The following is a 20,361-nucleotide window of genomic DNA, read 5'->3' on the forward strand; positions in this document are numbered from 1 at the left end:
TTTTAGTTATTTGATAGGATTGCGTAATGATAACGTTATAGTTAAAAAAGCATTCTTAAAAGTTTCTTAAAAATAAAGCTGAGTTTTTATGCTTTTAATTGCTTTAAAACAATATTCCCGCTATATTTGTCGCAACATTCAAAATTCCGGAAAACATGTTTGAATTTTCACAGTATTTAGGTTTCTTGCTTTTTTTAACCATCCTAACCATGGGATTTTGGTTAATGTTTTTCTTAGTTGGTTTCATATCCTATTGGGTAGGAGGCGCTTCTTGGGAAGCTTATAAAGAGAAAAAAGCAAAACAGAAACAAGAAGAAGAATTAGTATAAGCTAATGATCTTAATAAAAAAGGACTCAATTTGAGTCCTTTTTTTTGTGCTTTATCCAAAAAGAAGACCTGCTTAAGCAGGTCTTTTAATTGATTATCCTTGAAATTCCATTTCGCCTTCGTTCATGTTGCGTTTCGGTTTTTCTCTTTCGTTTTTAGGTTTGTTAAAACGATAAGTAAATGAAAGTGTTACTTGTCGGATTCTAAATTGCATTTCTGAATACGATTCAACACTTGGAATGTGTGTTTCTGACATCATTTTTCTACTATTGAAAACGTCACTTATGTTGAAGGCAACCGTAGCTTTGTCTTTTAAGATATCTTTACTGAAACCTAAATTCATAGCCAATATTCCCAATCTTTTTCCTTGGGCATTGTCTTGTGGTCCATTGTAGGATAAGTTGGTTTGCCAGTCTATTTTGGCTGGTAAAGTAATTTTTGAAGTCAATCGGGTAGACCAAGAAGTGGCATCAAAATCAAAATTTTGAACAATAATCTCTCCTTTTGAAGTTGTGTATTCATAATCGCCACGAGTTTGCACGGCAAAGAAGTTAAAATTGCTATTCAACTTCCACCATTTGTAAGGAGAATAATTTAAGTTAACTTCAAAACCAGTTCGCATTTCTGTTCCAAGATTAATAGGTGATGATTCAATTACAGTAATGCCATTAACAGTTTTCCCTGAGTCACGTCTAATAAATTGGAATGCATCTTTAGTAGTGTTATAATACAATGATGTGCTTAAAGTTAACTTTTCCCATCTTTTAATGTAGCCAAAATCAATTGCATCGGTTAGCGCAGGGTCTAAATCAGGATTTCCAACAAAAATATTGATGTTGCTCGAGAAGTTGTTGAAAGGGTTTAAGAAACGTCCTCTTGGTCTTTGAATTCGTTTGCTATAACTAATTGACGTACTACTTTTATCTGATAATTCATAGGTAAAAAACGCACTTGGAAATAAGTTGCTGTATTTTTTGGTATTGAAATCGTTAGTTTTTAAAAAGTTAATATCAATATTTGAATCTTCATAACGCATACCAAAAAGCATTGAGAGTTTGTTTACTTTTACGCCATATTGTGTATATAAGGCGTTTACTTTTTCTTTATACTCTAAAAAATTGGTGAAAATAGCTACAGAAGTACCACTACTAGTTACAGCATAATCAGTGTTTAAATTCGTAAAGTCACCTCGGTAACCCGCTTCAAATTGTTGTCCTTTTCCTAACGGCAACACATAATCAACCACAAATAAATTTCTTTTTTGATCTTGGTTGTTGCGGGAATCATCCAATTTAACCTCTGGATCATTCGTTGCTTTATCAGTAATTATAGCAGAATTCAAATCTTTATTGCTAGAAATAGAGATATCAACACTCAGCTTATGGCCTTCTTTTTTGAAGTTTTTGATAAAATTAGAAGTGTATTCAAAATTCTCGCTATCACTATTTTCTTTATTTAAACGATTACGGGTAAACTCGTAAACAAAATCTTTGTCATAATTATCTTGAAATACATTATCCTCATTGTTACCATTACTTTTTCGGTAATTGATACTATTGGTCCATGAAGTAGACTTATTGATGTACCATTCTATCCCAGCAGTACCATTGTAAGCGCTGTTAAAACGATCGTTTTCTCTGTCTTCGTATACATAGCTTTTGGTTGTCCCGTCAGTATTAAAGTATTTTGAATCGTTTAATCCTCGACCAGGATTGTTTCTGTAATTGTAGCCTTGGGTCGTAAACAAATTGAATTTTTCGGTTTTGTAATTCAAAGTTCCGCTCAAACCATGATTGTCTGGATATCCGGTATTAGCTATGAAGGTTCCGTTGAATCCTTGGTTTTTTCCTTTCTTTAGAATGATGTTCAATAATCCACCACCACCTTCGGCATCGTATCTAGCAGAAGGATTGGTTACAACTTCTACTTTTTCGATAGCATCCGCTGGAATTAAACGTAAGGCTTCGGTAATATTAATAGCGTTTGAAGGTCTTCCGTCAATAAGAATTCTCACATTTTCGTTTCCTCTCAAACTTACGTTTCCTTCGGCATCTACTGCTACAGAAGGAATGTTATCTAGAACATCGCTCACTGTTCCTCCTTTAACCATTAAATCAGAACCTACATTATATACTTTTTTATCTAATTTAATATCCACAGTTGTTTTCTCGGCGCGTATCACGACTTCGTTTAGTTGTGCAGCATCTTCTGTTAGGGAGATGAGTCCAAGTGATACGTTATCTGAAATGTTTTTTTGTTTGATTTCAAAAGGCTTAAACGAAATGAATTCTACAATGATATCGTAAGTACCAGCGTTCAGATCTACTGAAAACTCTCCTTTATTGTTTGTAACACCTCCAGCAATAATTTTTGGATTGCTATTGTTTTTTAAGGTGATTGTAGCGTATTCTAAGGGTTGTTTTGAATTTTTTTCAACAACTCTTCCTGTGACTTTGAGTTTGGTTTTTCCTGGTTGTGCATAACTCGCAATAGTAAAGCAAAGTAGTAATAAGGTAATGAAGTGAGTAAGGTTTTTCATTTTTAGTTTTAATGATTTGGCTTTTTAGACACTTAAAAAGTAAAAAGGTTTCATTCTGAAATCATAATATTTTGTTAAAAAGAAATGATTAATCTTTTAAAAAGTCTAGTATTTTTGATTCCTCACGGGCAATGATCGCTCGATCTCCTGATACAATAATTGGTCGTTCAATAAGTATGGGATTACTAGACAAGATCAAGATGATTTCAGCTTCGGTTAGTGTTTTTTCTTTGTAGTTTTCGATCCAAATTTTTTCTTTTTGCCTTACTAATGCTATAGCTGGTATGGACAGTTTTTGAAGCAGTATTTTTAATTCCTCTGGTGTAGGTGGAGTGGTGAGATACGAAATGATTTCAAACTCTTGATTCATAGTTGTTAACTGAGCAAGGCAATTTCTGGATTTCCCACATCGTGGATTATGAAAAATTTGTAGCATTTTTAAAGTTATTTTTGAATTTATAAACAAATAAAAGGGTATTTTTAGGCATACAAATCTATGAACTTTATTATAAACCATTCATCAAATTGTTAAACTATGTTTTTAACACAAGGAGTTCTTCCTCATAATCATTTTTACAAATATATTATTGGTTCTGTACTTGTTATAGTGGCATCTCTTATTGGTCAACTCCCGATGTTAGTTGTGATTTATTTCAAATCGATTCAAGATAATTTACCCTTTCCTGCAACTAACGAAGCTATGATGCATTTTTTAGCCCCGAATGCTACTTTGTTTTTCATGCTTTTATCGTTTGTCTTTGCATTGTTGGCTTTTTTTCTGGTGGTTAAAGTGATTCATAAACAATCTATTTTGTCAGTAACTACATCAAGAGCTCAGGTCGATTGGAGTAGGGTTTTCTTCTCTTTTTCAATTTGGGCATTTTTCGCAATTGCATCTACTTTATTGGATTGGTTGTTGTCTCCCAAGGATTATGTATTGAATTTTGATCCCTTGTCTTTTTTGCTTCTTTTATTGATTGGAGTGGTTTTTATTCCTATTCAAACCACAACAGAGGAATATGTATTTAGAGGTTATTTAATGCAGGGTTTTGCGAATATGTCTTTGAATAAATGGTTTCCATTGGTCATGACATCTAGTATTTTTGGATTGATGCATTTAGCAAATCCTGAAGTGGTTAAAATGGGCAATAGTATACTGATCTACTATATTGGTACGGGCTTTTTTTTAGGAATTATTACGTTGATGGATGAGGGAATGGAATTGGCTTTGGGTTTTCATGCAGCAAATAATTTGGTTGGCGCTTTATTGGTGACCTCAAATTGGTCCGTTTTTCAGACGCATTCCATTTTAAAAGACGTATCAGAACCATCCGTAGGGTATGATGTATTACTGCCGGTTTTGTTGATATACCCAATTCTTTTGCTTATATTTGGGAGAAAATATCAATGGACTCAATGGAAAAATAGGCTCGCGGGTTCAATTAATAATAGATTATAAATTGCAATAAATTACAACCACTATGAAAACAGTTACATACAAGAATGTTCATAATTATTTTAAGTTTAATGGTGTTCACTTAAATCGCGAACAGTTATGCATGGTAGCTTATTCTTTTATTAAAGAAGGAGCTGAATTTCAAAAATCGTTAGGCGATTTTTTAATTGATTGGTTTGATAATAGATCTTATATTGAGATCAATACTTCAGGTACGACAGGTGCGCCAAAATTAATTCGTATTGAAAAAGACGCCATGGTAAGTTCTGCTTTAGCTACAGGTGATTTTTTTGAGTTAAGCCCAGGTAACAAAATTTTGCACTGCTTACCTATTGATTATGTTGCTGGTAAAATGATGTTTGTTCGTGCCTTTATTCTAGGTTTGGATATGGATTTTGTAGAACCTAATTCTAATCCTTTGCAGTATAATGATGCAAAATATGATTTTGCTGCCATGGTTCCATTACAGGCCAAAAATTCAATAGATAAATTAAAAAATATTAAGAAAATAATAGTCGGAGGGGTGAAAATCCACAAGTCGTTAGAGGATAAGTTAATAAAGTTACCAAATAAAATTTATGAAACTTACGGAATGACTGAGACCATCACACACATTGCTGCTAAAAGGGTAGGGGAAAAAGCTTTTACAACTTTACCTAATGTGACCGTTTCTGTAGATGATAACAATGGTTTAATTGTACATGCTCCGGCTATCAATGCTAATCCAATAGTAACAAATGATATTGTAGAATTGGTTTCAGATACACAATTTATTTGGGTTGGACGATTGGACAATATTATTAATAGCGGTGGAATAAAACTTGTACCTGAAAAAATTGAAGCTAAATTGTCCTCTCAAATACCAAGACGTTATTTTGTAGCAGGTAAACCTGATACTGTTTTGGGAGAAAAAGTAGTTTTGTATGTTGAAGGTGAGCCGATGCCAATTGAGGAGTCTGTTTTTGATGTTTTGGATAAATACGAAAAACCAAAAGAAATTCTATTTGTTCCTGCCTTTGAAGTAACCGCTACTGGAAAAATTATCAGAAAAGAATCGATAGTAGCGTAGTTTAAAAATTATAGTAGTTAGTTTATCTTCTATAGTAGAAATAACCAAGAATTATTGAGTACAAATAAATTTCTACTCTTCAACTTAGAGGGGTAGGAAAGGCAATAAAAAAGAGCTGAGAAATCAGCTCTTTTTTTATGTACTAAGTAGTAAGAAATATATATTGTCATAATCATTTAAAAGAGTTTTTGCTACAGCTTGAAAAATTAATCTGTGCTAATCTGTGACAAAGAAATTTTTAGCTTTAAAACACGAAATCAAATTTTAACCTTAGGTTTGAATGATACCCAGATTAAACTTTTTTTCAATAGGGGCATGATTGGCTGCTTCAATACCCATAGCGATCCAAGTTCGGGTATCCAATGGGTCGATGATAGCATCGGTCCATAATCTGGCGGCGGCGTAATAGGGCGAAACTTGTTCTTCATAGCGAGCTTTGATAGTAGCGAACAATTCGGCTTCTTTGGCCTCGTCTACCACTTCGCCTTTGGCTTTTAGAGAGGAAGCTTCTATTTGCGCCAACACCTTTGCTGCTTGTGTGCCACCCATTACAGCTAATTCTGCACTAGGCCATGCAACAATTAGTCTTGGATCATAAGCTTTGCCACACATGGCGTAATTTCCGGCACCGTAAGAATTTCCAACTATGATGGTGAATTTTGGAACTACAGAATTCGATACAGCATTGACCATTTTGGCGCCATCTTTAATGATTCCGCCATGTTCTGATTTGGATCCCACCATAAATCCGGTGACATCTTGAATAAAAACCAGTGGAATTTTCTTTTGGTTGCAATTGGCAATAAAACGAGTGGCTTTATCGGCGGAATCAGAATAGATTACGCCACCAAATTGCATTTCCCCTTTTTTGGTTTTTACTACTTTGCGTTGATTGGCAACAATACCTACGGCCCAGCCATCAATTCTTGCATACCCCGTTATAATCGTTTGCCCGTAACCGTCTTTATAAGGTTCAAATTCTGAGGCATCAACCAATCGGAGGATAATCTCGTTCATGTCATATTGTTCGTTTCTCGCTTTAGGCAAAATACCATAAATGTCCTTTTGTTCTAAAGTGGGTGGGGCAGATGGAATGCGATTGTAGCCTGCTTTTTCGTAATCGCCAATTTTACCCACAATATTTTTAATTTTATCCAAAGCATCTTTGTCATCTTTGGCTTTATAATCGGTTACACCTGATATTTCGCAATGTGTAGTGGCGCCTCCGAGGGTTTCATTGTCAATGGTTTCTCCAATGGCAGCCTTAACCAAATAGCTTCCTGCCAAGAAAATACTCCCCGTTTTATCTACGATCATGGCTTCATCACTCATAATAGGTAAATAAGCTCCTCCAGCGACACAGCTTCCCATCACAGCGGCAATTTGAGTGATGCCCATACTACTCATTTGTGCGTTGTTTCGAAAAATTCGCCCAAAGTGTTCTTTGTCAGGAAAGATTTCGTCTTGTAGTGGCAAGTACACTCCAGCGCTATCGACTAAGTAAATAATAGGCAACCTGTTTTCCATTGCAATTTCTTGTGCTCTTAGATTTTTTTTGCCTGTAATAGGAAACCATGCTCCTGCTTTTACGGTAGCGTCATTCGCAACTACGATACATTGTTTTCCTTGGATGAAACCTATCTTTATAACAACGCCTCCTGAAGGGCAACCTCCATGTTCAGGGTACATTCCTTCACCAACAAAAGCACCAATTTCAATACTTTCAGCTTTGGCATCTAATAAATAATCAATACGCTCTCTTGCCGTCATTTTGCCTTCGGTATGCAACTTTTCAATTCTTTTTTCGCCACCTCCCAATTTCACTTTACTTAATTTGTGACGCATTTGAGAAAGCAGTAATTTATTGTGGTCTTCGTTTTGATTAAAGTTTAAATCCATAAAGATTGATTGGTTTTTTAAATTGTAAGCTAATTTACAAAAAGGTTTTAATTTCTTTTATGTTTAAATGCATATCAATGTGTTGTTTTTTAATAAAAACAAAAAAGCAGCATAATATTGCTGCTTTTTTTGTGAAATTAATAAAATTTTATCCGTTAGGAGTGTTTATTTTCTTGTGTCATTTACTAATTGTTTTAATATTGCCCATTGGCGTAGTGCATCTTTGGCGGCTACGGCAGGATAGCCCAAAACGACTTTTCCTTCAGGAACATCGCAGGTTACGCCTGAACCAGCACCTACAGTAGCTCCCGATCCAATGGTAGTGTGATCTTTGATCGAAGCACTTCCTCCAATAACTACACCGTCTCCAAGTGTTACAGAACCGGCAAGACCGCTATGCCCAGCCATAATACAAAAACGACCCAGTTTACTGTTGTGACCAATTTGTACCAAATTATCAATTTTGCAGCCATCACCAAGTACGGTAGCGCTAAATTTGCCACGATCCACACAAGAATTAGCACCAATTTCAACTGAATTTCCAATGATTACATTGCCAATTTGTGGAATTTTGACCAATCCTTTTTCTTTACACATTCGAAAACCGAAACCGTCTGCTCCAATAGTAGCATTAGGATGGATGATGCAATGGTTGCCAATTTGACAACGTTCTCTCACCACGACTCCAGACCAAAGTACTGTATGGTCTCCGATAAAGGATCCGTCCAAAATAGTCACATTTGGGTAGATGGTTACATTTTTTCCAATAACCACATTGGGTCCAAGATAACATCCTGCACCAACTTTGCTTCCTATTCCTAAAATAACGCTGTCATGAATAGTGGCATTAGGGTGAACATCAAAGTCAAATTGAGGAGGCTCTGGTGCGTAAAGTTGTAGTAATTGTGCCATTGCTAATTCGGCATTTTTTACTTTAATAAACGCTTTGTTTTCTCCAGGCTCTATGCTAATATCTTCGTTTACAATAGCAGCGCTGGCATTTGAAGTAGCCCAATATTTTTCGTATTTTTTGTTGCCAATAAATGAAATTTGATGGGTTGTTGCTAATTCTAATTGTTCGGGTGCAGTAATATGGTGTAATAAGTTGCCAATTAATTGGCCTTGCAAAGCCTCGTTAATTTCTTGAATAGAGTAGGATTTCATTATAGGGGAAAGAATTTTAAGTGTATTTGGTTTCAAATAAAAGAATTTGTTATAGACCTACCTAATAATTTAACTTTTAAAAGTTAAAAAAAATATAAAACAAGAAAAAAACGACTTTTTATATACAAAAACGACTTCAATACACCATTGAAGTCGTTTTTAGTTGTTGTAAAGAACATATTATTCTTCTTCTCTTTGTCCCATCATCATTAAAAATGATTTCAAAAACGGGTCGATGTTGCCATTCATGACGCTATCCACATCACTGGTTTCATAGCCAGTTCTCACATCTTTGACTAATTTATAGGGGTGCATCACATAGTTTCTAATTTGTGATCCCCATTCAATTTTCATTTTTTTAGCTTCAATTTCGTCTCGTAGTGCTTGTTTCTTTTTTAATTCAATTTCATATAATTGTGATTTCAACAATTGCATGGCTTTGGTTTTGTTGTCCAATTGAGAACGCGTTTCGGAGTTTTCGATAATGATGCCCGTAGGAAAGTGACGCAAACGAACCGCAGTTTCCACTTTGTTTACGTTTTGGCCACCTGCCCCGCTTGAACGCATGGTTTCCCATGAAATATCGGCAGGATTAATCTCAATTTGAATAGTATCATCCGCAAGGGGATATACGTATACAGAAGCAAAAGAAGTATGTCTTTTGGCATTACTATCAAAAGGAGAGATACGAACCAAGCGATGTACTCCATTTTCTCCTTTTAAATATCCAAATGAATAATCGCCTTCAAATTCTAAAGTCACGGTTTTGATACCTGCTGATTCTCCTTTTTGAAAGTTCAATTCTTTGATTTTATAGCCATATTTTTCGCCCCACATGATGTACATACGCATCAGCATTTCAGCCCAATCACAACTTTCGGTTCCGCCAGCACCAGCTGTTATTTGTAGTACAGCACTTAAGGTATCGCCTTCGTCAGAAAGCATGTTTTTGAACTCTATAGCTTCAATGTGGTCTTGCGCAAAATTGTATTGTTCATCCAATTCTTCTGTAGAGAGCTCGCCTTCTTTGTAAAAGTCGTAAGCGAGTTGCAATTCTTCTGTAAGTGCCACGGCCTTATTGTAATCTTCAATCCACTTTTTTTTGTTTCTCAAGTTTTTTACAATAAGCTCAGCTTCTTTTGCATTATTCCAAAAATCTGGAGCAAAAGTTTTTTCTTCTTCATTGGTAATTTCAATAAGTTTGGCATCTACGTCAAAGATACCTCCTCAACGCACCAAGGCGCTCCACAATACCTTTAATTTGTTCGGTAGTTGTCATAAATTTTAATTAATTTTGTTTTGCAAAAATATAAAAAAAATAGCACAGCACAAGCTAAGGTCTTACTGTGATTGATATAAATACTTCTTATGGAAATTAATTTAGTGAGTGATACTGTGACTAAACCCACTCCCGAAATGTTACAATATATGTTCAGAGCGGTTGTTGGTGACGATGTCTACAAGCAAGACCCAACAGTAATTGAATTAGAAGCACGTGTAGCAGCCATGTTTGGGATGGAAGCGGGTTTGTTTTTTCCTTCAGGGACTATGGCGAATCAAACGGCGATTAAATTACATACGCAACCTGGAGAACAACTTATAGCAGATAAATATGCCCACGTTTATAATTATGAAGGAGGAGGAGTTTCGTTTAACAGCGGGGTTTCTTGTTGTTTACTAGATGGATCTCGAGGCATGATTACAGCGGCTCAAGTGGCTGAAGCGATAAATGATCCCGAATTTTATCATAGCCCCAAAACCAGTTTGGTATGTGTAGAAAACACTACCAATAAAGGAGGTGGCGCTTGTTATGAATTAGAAACATTACAACAAATAAAGCAAGTTTGTACTAGCAATAACTTGAAGTTTCATATGGATGGCGCCCGAATTTGGAACGCTTTGGTGGCTAAAAGGCAAAATCCTAAAGAGTACGGAAAATTATTTGATACCATTTCTGTGTGTTTGTCCAAAGGATTAGGCGCACCTATCGGATCAGTTTTGTTGGCTGATAAAGAAACCATTCATAGAGCGCTTCGGGTTCGTAAAATTTTGGGAGGCGGTATGCGTCAAGTGGGGTATTTGGCAGCAGCTGGGATTTATGCTTTAGAAAATAATATCATGCGATTAACCGAAGACCATCGTAGAGCGAAAGAATTAGGGCTACTGTTAAGTCGTTTGCCTTGGGTGGAATCCGTGGAACCGGTGGAAACGAATATCTTGATTTTTAAAGTCATTCCTAGTTTAAGTGATGCTTTATTGATCGAGAAGTTACGCCAAAAAAACATTGCAATTAGTTCACTCGGAAAAGGAAAACTTCGAATTGTGACGCATTTGGATTATAGAGAAGTAATGCATTCTTATGTAATAGAAACCTTGCAGCGTTTGTTTGTAGTATAAAAAAAAAAGGATTTATAGTGACTAACTGTAAATCCTTTTTTTTATGTAATGAAACGAGAATTATTTGAATAGATTATCCATTCCAGGAATCATGGGCATGTCCATTTTGGCAACAGCATCAAGTTCTGTTTGATTCACTTGTTGGGCTCTGCTAATGGCTTTATTGAAAACTAAAATTAAATAGTCTTCTAGTTGTTCTTTGTCTTCAAGTAGCTCGTCAGCAATAGTGATTGATTTTACAGCTGTGTTGGCAGTAAGTGTAACTTTTAATAAGCCATCAGTACTTTGCTCATCAATCAACACAGTATCTAATCTTTTCTTAGTGTCTTCTATTTTTTGTTGGGTTTCTTTAAGTTTACCCATCATTCCCATTAAATCCATGTTTGCTTTATTTAAGATTATTTAAGGCAAAATTACTATATTGCTGGTTGATAATCAATAAAAATTATGGAAAGTACTATTCGTTTGGGGTGGCTTTGTGTTATTTTTGCAGCTTTAATTCCAAAAGGTAAAGCACAAACTATGTCTGAAAATATTCAAGCTCCAATAGCAAAAATTATCCCAAAACAATTAGTAAAACACAAGAATACACGTACTGATAATTATTTTTGGTTGAACGAAAGAGAGAATCCTGAAGTTATTGCTTATTTGAATCAAGAGAACGAGTATTACAACGCTAAAACCGCACACACAAAGCAATTTCAAACTGAACTGTTTGAGGAGATGAAGGCGCGTATCAAGGAAGACGATCAGTCGGTTCCCTATTTTTATAATGGCTATTACTATATAACTCGCTACGAGAAAGGGCAAGATTATCCTATTTATGCGAGAAAAAAAGAAAGTCTTTCGGCTCCCGAAGAAATTCTCTTCAATTGTAATGAAATGGCTAAAGGGCATTCCTATTTTCAGTTGGGGGGACTAAGTGTGAGTCCTAATAATAAATATGCTTCTTTTGGTGTTGATACCCAAGGGAGAAGGATTTATACGATTCAAGTTAAAGATTTAGAAACGGGCGAAATTTTATCCGACACTATCAAAAATGTAACGGGTGGATCGGTTTGGGCTAATGATAATGCGACTCTTTTTTACACCCAACAAGATAAAGTAACGTTACGATCAGACAAAGTGTATCGTCATAAATTAGGGACAGATGCTAAAAAAGATATTTTAGTATTTGACGAAAAAGATGATACTTTCAATGTGTATGTTTATAAAGAAAAGTCTCGAAAATATCTTGTGATTGGTTCAGGAAGTACCTTAACTAGTGAGTACAGAATTTTGAATGCTGATCAACCTGAAGGGGAGTTTCAAGTTTTTCAACCTAGAGTTCGTGGTCTAGAATATAGTATTTCACACTATGGAGATTCTTTTTATGTTTTGACAAATAAAGACAAAGCAACGAATTTTAAGTTGATGAAAACTCCTGAAACTGCTACTTTAAAAAAGCATTGGAAGGATGTCATCCCACACAGAGAAGAAGTGTTGTTGGAAGGGATTGATATCTTCAAAAATTATTTAGTAGTTGAGGAACGTTCTAATGGTTTGAATCATATTCGTATTATGCCTTGGAGTGGGAGTGGAGATTACTATTTGCCTTTCGATAATGAAACTTACAATGCCTATACCACTACAAATATCGATTTTGATACAGATGTCTTGCGCTATGGCTATCAATCTATGGCTACGCCTTCGTCTGTGATTGATTTTAATATGGCCACCAAAACCAAAGTAGTTTTAAAAGAGCAAGAGGTTCTAGGTGGTACTTTTGACAAAAATAACTATGTAGAAGAGAGAGTTTGGGCTACGGCTACTGATGGTACCAAAGTGCCTATTTCGATGGTGTACCATAAATCGGTTCAAAAAAACGGAAAAAACCCACTATTACTTTATGCTTATGGTTCGTATGGTAGTACTATGGAGCCTTATTTTTCTTCGACGCGATTAACATTGTTGGATAGGGGATTTATCTATGCTATTGCTCATATTCGTGGAGGCGAAGATTTAGGAAGAAAATGGTATGAAGACGGGAAATTATTACATAAAAAAAATACGTTTACTGATTTTATCGATTGCTCAAAATTTGTAATTGAACAAAAATACACTTCGGCTTCTCATTTGTATGCCGAAGGTGGTTCGGCAGGAGGATTACTGATGGGAGCTATCGTGAATATGTCGCCTGAATTGTACCACGGTGTAATTGCTCAAGTTCCTTTTGTGGATGTTATTACCACCATGTTAGATGATAGCATTCCATTAACAACAGGGGAGTACGACGAATGGGGGAATCCAAATAGTAAAAAATATTACGATTATATGTTGTCGTATTCACCTTATGATAATGTCAAAGAGCAAAAATACCCTAATATGTTTGTTTCAACTGGCTTGCACGATTCTCAAGTCCAGTATTGGGAACCTGCAAAATGGGTGGCTAAATTGAGAACTGTAAAAAAGGGGGATACCGCCTTGTATCTAGTAACCAATATGGATGCAGGACATGGTGGGGCTTCAGGTCGATTTGAGTCCTTGAAAGAGTTGGCAAGAGAGTTTAGTTTTTTGCTAGATTTAGAGAAAATTAATAAGTAATTGAATTTTTTTGTTAGATTTGTATCTTACCTTCTTGTTTGATTCACAACTCAGGTTAACATTTATTTATGAAAGAAGAAATAAACGCTTTTAATAATGTTTTAGAATTAATAGGAAATACTCCTCTTATAAAGCTAAATAGTGTAACAAAAGAATTAAAAGGTAACTTTTATGCAAAAGTTGAGGCTTTCAATCCAGGGCATTCATCTAAAGATCGAATTGCTTTGTATATCATTGAAGAGGCAGAACGAAAAGGCATTTTGACTCCTGGCGATACTATAATTGAAACGACATCTGGGAATACGGGATTTAGTCTTGCCATGGTGAGTATTATCAAAGGATACAATTGTATTTTAGCGGTGAGTTCCAAATCATCCAAAGATAAGATTGATATGCTCAGAAGCTTGGGCGCTAAAGTATATGTTTGTCCTGCTCATGTATCAGCCGATGATGAGCGTTCCTATTATAACGTAGCGAAAAGACTGCACGAAGAAACGAAAGGATCGGTTTATATCAATCAGTATTTTAATCAATTGAATATTGATGCCCATTATTTAACTACGGGACCCGAAATTTGGAAACAAACCAATGGTAAAATAACCCACTTAGTAGCTTGTAGCGGAACAGGAGGTACCATTTCAGGTACAGCAAAGTATTTGAAAGAACAAAATCCTACCATAAAAATATTAGGCGTTGATGCCTTTGGATCAGTGCTTAAAAAATACCATGAAACCAAAGAGTTTGATAGTGCCGAAATTTATCCATATCGTATTGAAGGTTTGGGGAAAAATTTAATCCCAACGGCTACTGATTTTGATGTTATTGATAAATTCATGAAAGTCACCGATGAAGAAAGTGCCCATTCCACCAGAGAATTAGCTCGCAAAGAAGGACTTTTTGTAGGCTATACTTCTGGGGCAGTGTTGCAAGCTATAAAACAATATGCTGAGGAAGGTGAATTTGACCAAAATAGTAATATAATTGCTATTTTTCCGGATCATGGCTCACGGTATATGAGTAAGGTATTTAGTGACGATTGGATGAATGATCAAGGTTTTTTTGACAGTATCAATGAAGAGGAAGTTCAAAAAATAGAGTTTATTAAGTAATAATACAAGTAAGCGTCTCTGTTCAGGAGACGCTTTTTTTACAGTTTTTTTTAAAAATAACTGACAATTATCAGGTTGTAAATTGATAGATTCAGCTATATTTGAGTAACAAACTAAAACGATTTCGCTATGAAAACTAATGTCACTTTTTTATTCATTTTTCTTTTTTTTAGTATTGGAAGTACTACTGTTTTTGCCCAAGATTCTGATTGGAAAGCGCCAAAATCAGCCGATGCAATAAAGAATCCTCTGGCCGGAAATAGTAAAGCTACTGCAGAGGGAAAACGTATTTATGAACAAATGTGTGTTTTGTGTCATGGAATAAAAGGAAAAGGAAATGGAGAAGCGGGACTAACACTAGATAAAAAACCAGCTAATTTTTTAGCCTTTAAAGTAAAAAAAGAAACAGATGGTGTTATTTATTGGAAAATCACCAATGGAAAATCACCAATGGCGGGTTATGAAGAACTTCTTACTGAAGATCAACGTTGGCAATTGGTAAATTATATTCGGGCCTTAGAAAAATAACGTAAAAAGAAACTCCAATCAAAAAGCAATCTAAAATAATTGCAAATAAGATACACGAACGTTTGCATCGTGATCCTAAATATGTGCCGCATCATTGGCGTGTCTTACCTAATATTGTTATCAATTCCATTTGCTTTTTGTTGTCAGCAGTGGTTGTTTTTACGCTAATGTATTGGCTGGTTAGGTACATACTCACCGTATTTTATCATTTGCAATAAAAATTTTGAATGCTGTTACTTTTGTATCTTTCGAACCGACTTTTTTTGGGGAAGAAGTCGGTTTTTGTATGGATACAACCCTTCTTTGATAATATTAAACCCAGAATCCGCATTAGACTTCGTAGCGAAACTGAATTATTCAATAAAAGCAGGAGCTCACGGACTATTTTTGAAGAAGGAATACTTTTGTATTTTGAATTTAAAAATGGGAGTAAGTTCTTGGTTTTGAAGAAGAAATTCATTCACTGAACTCCGCTAAAGAATATAAAAATGGTGAAGTAATTTAGTTGTAGTAGATTTCTAATGCGGAATCTGGGTTAAAGTTTCTTTGCAATATTTCCTCGTGGTGCATCGCTTTTATGGAGCACTAGTTCAGAATGTAGGAATTGGGCTGCTGAAGCTGAATCGTTTACTTTTACAGCGCTTCGGGTTAACATTTCGGTTTCGAAGGCCTCTAAAACACTGGCTCTTATTCCTTTTTCACGCCATTGCGATCCGGGTTTGCATGCTGTACTGATGGTACGAGCCAGACGTAAGGCATCTAGCAAGGCCTGATTCGCACCTTGTCCTTTAAACGGGCTCATGGGGTGAGCGGCATCGCCAATTAGGGTGATGTTTTCTTGGTTTTGCAGCATTTCATGTTGCAATAATTCACGGTCATACACGGGATATCCCGATACGTTTGCGATGGGCGTCGCTTGAATGATTTGTGGAATAGGATCGTGCCAAGGTGTTCTTTTTATAGCTTCTTCCTTGAGTGCTGCGGGGCCTTGAGCACTTAAAGTCTTGGCTGCTGTCTCAGACATGGGAAAACTAAATTGCCACATGATGGTATCGGCGGTATAGGGCATCATATACATTCGCTCTTGACCATTGGCCGTTTGGAAAACGGTGGCCGAGTCCAATAAAGGATGTTGGGCGTTTTCGAGCGATTCGAGCGAACAAATGCCTAGAATTACAATACAACCCAAATAGCGCAACGATGTTTTTTCTTCACCTATCAAAAGCTTGCGAACGGTGCTTCGTATTCCATCGGCACCAACCAAAAGGTCGGCGGTTATTTTTTTTTGCGCGCCCTTTACATCGAAGGTTAGCGCTATTTTTTGATCTTTTGTAGTTTCAAAACCCATGAATTGATGCCCCCATTGTACAGCTTCGTGACCTTCGAGTTGGTCCAATAATGCCTTGCGCAAATGTTGACGAGCAATGTGAATATTGGTTTTTTTGGACTTATAGTTAGCATCGGATTGCATCCATTTTCGAACGCCCCATTCCCCGATAATGTTGCCATCAGTGGTATGCACTACGTGTCGAGTGGAAACCACACCTGTTGCTAGAGCAACAATTCCTAAACCCGCAATGGCTTTACTGGCTTGCTGTAAGGTGAGTCCGTAGCCTTGGGAGCGAGCGTCAAAATCCGTATCACGTTCAAAAAGAGTAAAAGGAATCCCGCGATGCAAGCAAGCCACCGCAAGGGCCACACCACCAATACCTCCGCCAATGATCGCTACATGAGGAAAATTTTCAGTATCAACACTAGTTGGATTTTCTGACGGTATTATACCTGAACCTTTACATTCTAAACAGGTATAAAGTGCAGCCTTAGGTTTAACGGGCGGTAATCCCGTGCTATTACTTTCAAATTGAGCTAAGGCAATCTCGAACGCCAAGCGATTTTTTTTACTAATTCTTCTACTTTTTTGCCCTTTTCCATGACAATCTGAACAAACAGTCCAATTTTTATGCGAATTTTCAAAATTTTCCAAGTTGTTGTTATTTTATAAAGTGCCATTGAGGGTACAAAAGTAGTAAAAGCAAGCGTATTTATTGGCTTTGGTCCTTCCATTACTTATGACAGCAGAAAAACCAGTGAAATGAACAGGCTTCTAGCTTTCATAAAAAAAAACAAAGACGTTTAATAGTATTTGATATATTTTAACATCGATTTCTCGAAAAAAGTTCGGTATTTTGCAACATAAAAAAAAAGTAATTTATCTAGATCAATATTAGATTCAAAAAGTAGTCTTTAGAACTATTTTCTACCCATAAAACCTTATTTTTTGTCTTGATTTTTATACTTATTTTTTAAAATTAAATATGCTGTAGCCACAGTCTGACACACTTTTTTTAAGTTTTAATACCATACACATGTCCAACAACGTACTTATTGAAGATCAATATAAAAGAACGCAATTATTTGAAAAAGAAAATGTAAATGATCTAGTAAGAGTTTTAAAGCGTTTTAATACCGTACCTAAGATTAATGATATTAATATTATTACCTCTAACAAAGAGCCTAATGTATTTAAGATTATACCCAACAAATCCATCATTATTGGTGCATCTTTTTTAGAGCAACCCGTTCTAGCTCTTACGTATTTACGCTACGGCGTGGAGTGGCAACTTTGGTACAAGGCATTAGGAAAAGATAAATCCAATGTTTTCTTGTGTGATGTTGCTGCATTAAAAGTGACCAAAATATTTTATGATATTTTACCCAAAGAAGATAAAGATAAACTTGCGGATAGCCCACATTTTTTAATTGAATTACTTCAAGAAAAGGAATCTTTAAGCTATTTGAGTTTAGCCAAGAATAAGGAATTAGCAGCTGTACATGGCATTAAAAATGAAGATAAAAAGATTCATGATGCTTGGGAACCTATTTTAGAAAATTTAGCCAAACCAACGGAATACTTATTGATGTCTGGTGGCGATCTTCGTTTAAACATTGACGAAATTGAGTTGTTAAACAAGTACGGCTGTCGACCATTTCCGAGACCAGATGCCTTTACCTTTGCCTCTTCAACAGCTACGAGTATCTCTAACTTTGCCTTTGACAAATCCGATAAACTAAGACGTGTTTTGATTCAAAATAGTCTTAAAAATGGTTTTAAAAGCACGACCAATGATTTTTCGGAATTGCTAAAAAACAAGTTAAGAAAAGCACTCAAGATAAAAGACGAATGTCAAATTATTTTTTCTCCATCGGGCACTGATTCTGCTCTACAGATTGCCGCAATAACACAAGTTGTTTCAGATAAACAAATTACGCATGTTCTGGTAGCATCAGATGAAACGGGTAGTGGTGTACCAGCTGCCTTGAAAGGTTGCCATTTTGAAAACACCACAGCATTGAATTATCCAGTCAAAAAAGGCGATACTATTGAAGGATTTAGACCCGTAAATGTGATACAAATTCCATCGCGCGACGAGAAAGGACAGTTAAAATCGTTGGAACAAATGGATGAGGAAGTTTTCAATGCCATTTTGCAAAAAAATCAAGCAGGACAACACGTTGTATTGCACATTATGGACCAATCCAAACTAGGTTTTCAATCGCCTAGTAAGTCATTATTACAACGCTTAAATACCCTAAAAGAGCTATCCTTGCAATGTATTGTCGATGCTTCACAACTCCGACTTGATCCTAAGGACATTCAGCATTATTTAAACAAAGGATACCTAATTACCATCACCGGAAGTAAATATTTTACTGGACCTCCATATTGTGGAGCCTTGATTTTGCCAAAATCCGTGAGTAAAACTATTGATTCTCTTTCGACTACTTTGCCAAAAGGACTCAACACCTATTACAATCATTCGGATTGGCCAACGACTTGGTCGTGTGCGAAAAATTTATCAGACGGCTTTAATTATGGCTCTAATATGCGTTGGAATGCAGCTATTGTCGAAATGGAACGCTATTACAAAACGCCTATTTTGTACCGAAATATGGGTATCGAAATGTTTTGCAATTTTGTAGAAGATTCCATTAAAGAAGCAACTTTTTTGGAGCCATTATTTATGGATCGATCAACAACAAAACCATTTGAAAAAGAAGAATTTGGCCTCAGAAACATCTGTACCATTTTTCCCTTTTTTATCAAAAAAAATGGAGAAGTCTTGCCACAAAAACAAGTGAAAAATCTGTATGTTTTATTAAATTCTGATATTTCGAATCATTTTGCCCATTCGCCACTCGAAATTATTCGACTCGCAGGTCAAAAATGTCATATCGGTCAACCCGTGGATGTAAAATATAATCCGGAATTTCAAAGTGCCGTTTTACGTATTAGTTTGGGGGCACGAATCATTTCAGAGAGTTGGGTCAATCGCGACATCAGTTTGTTTTTCAGAAACATTGAAAATCAAATGAATCAGATTACCACAATCCTAAAAAAGATTGAGCTCATTCTTTCTACGCCAGACTTGATAGAATAATGTCTCGCCATTAAACATATTTTTCACAACAGCATTAGGTTTTCTATTTATTTGGCTGTTCGGGCAGGCTATCCACTACAAGTCCGCAGCAAGCCGTTCACAAAACAACCCCCAAAAGGAGCTTCCGTTGGTCGCTCTTTTGGGGGGTGTTTTGTAAAAAGAACGGCTAGCTTTACGGGCTTTTCGTTACTATCCTTAACAGAAAATGATCCATAACAAACACATTTCAAATTAATTTTGAAAATCTAAAAGAATAATAGCTTAACTAGTCCTTTAAACTGTAAACTATTTTCTTAAAATCATCTTTATATTTGTTTTTATCTTCTGCAGCTGTCCAAGTTAATACTTTGTAAAATGAGTTTTTAGTTTCAACAATCCCAACTAAATAATAAATCTCAGTCTTATCTTCCTCATTAGTAAAAACAACATCACATTCAACAAAATTTATGTCACCTATTTTTTGAAAAACAGGTTTTGATACAGCACTTTTTTCATCTTTTAAAAAATCTTTCATGAAGTCTTCATAAAATTCATTAATCGAAGTATATTGCATTTCAGCTAATTCGAGCTCTTCTTTGGTATCAAAAATCACAAAACCATAAATTTCTTTTACCTTATTTTGATATTGAATAGCTGCTGCACTATTTAATCCTGATGTTTTACTTAAATAATCTGGCAACCCAATATCAAATAGATGTCCTGCTTTGTATTGTTTTAAATTGGTTTGTGCAATGGATTTTGTTGTCCATATTAGTAGCAATAGTTTTAAAAAAAGAATTGTTTTTTTCATTGAATAAGTACATTTAAAAATATCTGAAATATATTAATAAAAAAAACAAAACAAAATGTT

Annotated in this window: 16 protein-coding genes; 8 read left to right on the forward strand and 8 right to left on the reverse strand. The window is 35.6% G+C overall.

All coding sequences use genetic code 11. The annotated features are described in order from the left end of the window. Window positions 1–155: 155 nt before the first annotated feature. Window positions 156–329, forward strand: a complete 174-nt coding sequence (locus tag AO58_RS18160; RefSeq protein ID WP_024981741.1) for a hypothetical protein — start codon at window positions 156–158, stop codon at window positions 327–329. Between the two features lie 93 nt (window positions 330–422). On the opposite strand, the gene AO58_RS0110955 is transcribed toward AO58_RS18160, so the two are convergent. Further along, complete coding sequence (locus AO58_RS0110955) at window positions 423–2,867, reverse strand: TonB-dependent receptor (protein ID WP_024981742.1); 2,445 nt, start codon at window positions 2,865–2,867, stop codon at window positions 423–425. A gap of 88 nt (window positions 2,868–2,955) precedes the next feature. Next, window positions 2,956–3,303: an ArsC/Spx/MgsR family protein gene (locus AO58_RS0110960; RefSeq protein WP_024981743.1), complete on the reverse strand. Its 348-nt coding sequence runs from the start codon at window positions 3,301–3,303 to the stop codon at window positions 2,956–2,958. A 99-nt stretch (window positions 3,304–3,402) separates the two neighbouring features. Here AO58_RS0110960 and AO58_RS0110965 point away from each other — a divergent pair, with 99 nt between their 5' ends. Together AO58_RS0110965 and AO58_RS0110970 are read left to right on the forward strand one after the other, a co-directional pair. Beyond that, entirely contained in the window at window positions 3,403–4,326 is a 924-nt protein-coding gene (locus AO58_RS0110965; protein WP_024981744.1) for a CPBP family intramembrane glutamic endopeptidase, read from the forward strand. 22 nt (window positions 4,327–4,348) lie between these two features. After that, window positions 4,349–5,392 carry an AMP-binding protein gene (locus AO58_RS0110970; protein ID WP_024981745.1) on the forward strand — a complete coding sequence of 348 codons (1,044 nt, stop codon included), beginning with the start codon at window positions 4,349–4,351 and terminating at the stop codon, window positions 5,390–5,392. Between the two features lie 270 nt (window positions 5,393–5,662). Here the strand turns inward: AO58_RS0110970 and AO58_RS0110975 are convergent, their stop codons facing one another. From AO58_RS0110975 to prfB, 3 genes are all read right to left on the reverse strand, one after another. Further along, window positions 5,663–7,291: an acyl-CoA carboxylase subunit beta gene (locus tag AO58_RS0110975; protein WP_024981746.1), complete on the reverse strand. Its 1,629-nt coding sequence runs from the start codon at window positions 7,289–7,291 to the stop codon at window positions 5,663–5,665. A 165-nt stretch (window positions 7,292–7,456) separates the two neighbouring features. Beyond that, window positions 7,457–8,455: a UDP-3-O-(3-hydroxymyristoyl)glucosamine N-acyltransferase gene (gene lpxD / locus AO58_RS0110980; protein WP_024981747.1), complete on the reverse strand. Its 999-nt coding sequence runs from the start codon at window positions 8,453–8,455 to the stop codon at window positions 7,457–7,459. Between the two features lie 180 nt (window positions 8,456–8,635). Beyond that, a protein-coding gene (prfB, locus tag AO58_RS17230) for a peptide chain release factor 2 (RefSeq protein ID WP_139225582.1) occupies window positions 8,636–9,734 on the reverse strand; the annotation gives its coding sequence in 2 pieces (ribosomal slippage) (window positions 8,636–9,670 and window positions 9,672–9,734; 1,098 coding nt in all). An 89-nt stretch (window positions 9,735–9,823) separates the two neighbouring features. Here prfB and AO58_RS0110990 point away from each other — a divergent pair. Next, window positions 9,824–10,852: a threonine aldolase family protein gene (locus tag AO58_RS0110990; RefSeq protein WP_024981748.1), complete on the forward strand. Its 1,029-nt coding sequence runs from the start codon at window positions 9,824–9,826 to the stop codon at window positions 10,850–10,852. A 60-nt stretch (window positions 10,853–10,912) separates the two neighbouring features. Here the strand turns inward: AO58_RS0110990 and AO58_RS0110995 are convergent, their stop codons facing one another. Next, window positions 10,913–11,233 (reverse strand): YbaB/EbfC family nucleoid-associated protein, encoded by a 321-nt coding sequence (locus tag AO58_RS0110995; protein WP_024981749.1) that lies wholly within the window; start codon window positions 11,231–11,233, stop codon window positions 10,913–10,915. A 141-nt stretch (window positions 11,234–11,374) separates the two neighbouring features. Between AO58_RS0110995 and AO58_RS0111000 the strand changes: the two genes are divergently transcribed. The 3 genes from AO58_RS0111000 (at window position 11,375) to AO58_RS0111010 (ending at window position 15,072) form a co-directional block, all read left to right on the forward strand. Then, window positions 11,375–13,435: a S9 family peptidase gene (locus tag AO58_RS0111000; RefSeq protein WP_024981750.1), complete on the forward strand. Its 2,061-nt coding sequence runs from the start codon at window positions 11,375–11,377 to the stop codon at window positions 13,433–13,435. Between the two features lie 68 nt (window positions 13,436–13,503). Next, window positions 13,504–14,544: a cysteate synthase gene (capA, locus tag AO58_RS0111005; RefSeq protein WP_024981751.1), complete on the forward strand. Its 1,041-nt coding sequence runs from the start codon at window positions 13,504–13,506 to the stop codon at window positions 14,542–14,544. A gap of 129 nt (window positions 14,545–14,673) precedes the next feature. Further along, the gene (locus tag AO58_RS0111010) at window positions 14,674–15,072 is read left to right on the forward strand and encodes a c-type cytochrome (protein WP_024981752.1); all 399 of its coding nucleotides are present in this window, start codon (window positions 14,674–14,676) and stop codon (window positions 15,070–15,072) included. Window positions 15,073–15,607: 535 nt separating this feature from the next. On the opposite strand, the gene AO58_RS0111020 is transcribed toward AO58_RS0111010, so the two are convergent. Continuing rightward, window positions 15,608–17,056, reverse strand: coding sequence for an FAD-dependent oxidoreductase (locus tag AO58_RS0111020; protein ID WP_024981754.1), 1,449 nt, complete (start codon window positions 17,054–17,056; stop codon window positions 15,608–15,610). A 382-nt stretch (window positions 17,057–17,438) separates the two neighbouring features. Between AO58_RS0111020 and AO58_RS0111025 the strand changes: the two genes are divergently transcribed. Beyond that, on the forward strand, window positions 17,439–19,511 hold the full coding sequence (locus tag AO58_RS0111025; RefSeq protein WP_024981755.1) for a hypothetical protein: 2,073 nt from the start codon (window positions 17,439–17,441) through the stop codon (window positions 19,509–19,511). Window positions 19,512–19,776: 265 nt separating this feature from the next. On the opposite strand, the gene AO58_RS0111030 is transcribed toward AO58_RS0111025, so the two are convergent. Beyond that, a complete protein-coding gene (locus AO58_RS0111030; protein WP_024981756.1) occupies window positions 19,777–20,301 on the reverse strand; it encodes a hypothetical protein in 525 nt (174 codons plus the stop codon). Window positions 20,302–20,361 lie beyond the last annotated feature (60 nt).

It is taken from the genome of Flavobacterium succinicans LMG 10402 (assembly GCF_000611675.1).
GTDB lineage: Bacteria > Bacteroidota > Bacteroidia > Flavobacteriales > Flavobacteriaceae > Flavobacterium > Flavobacterium succinicans.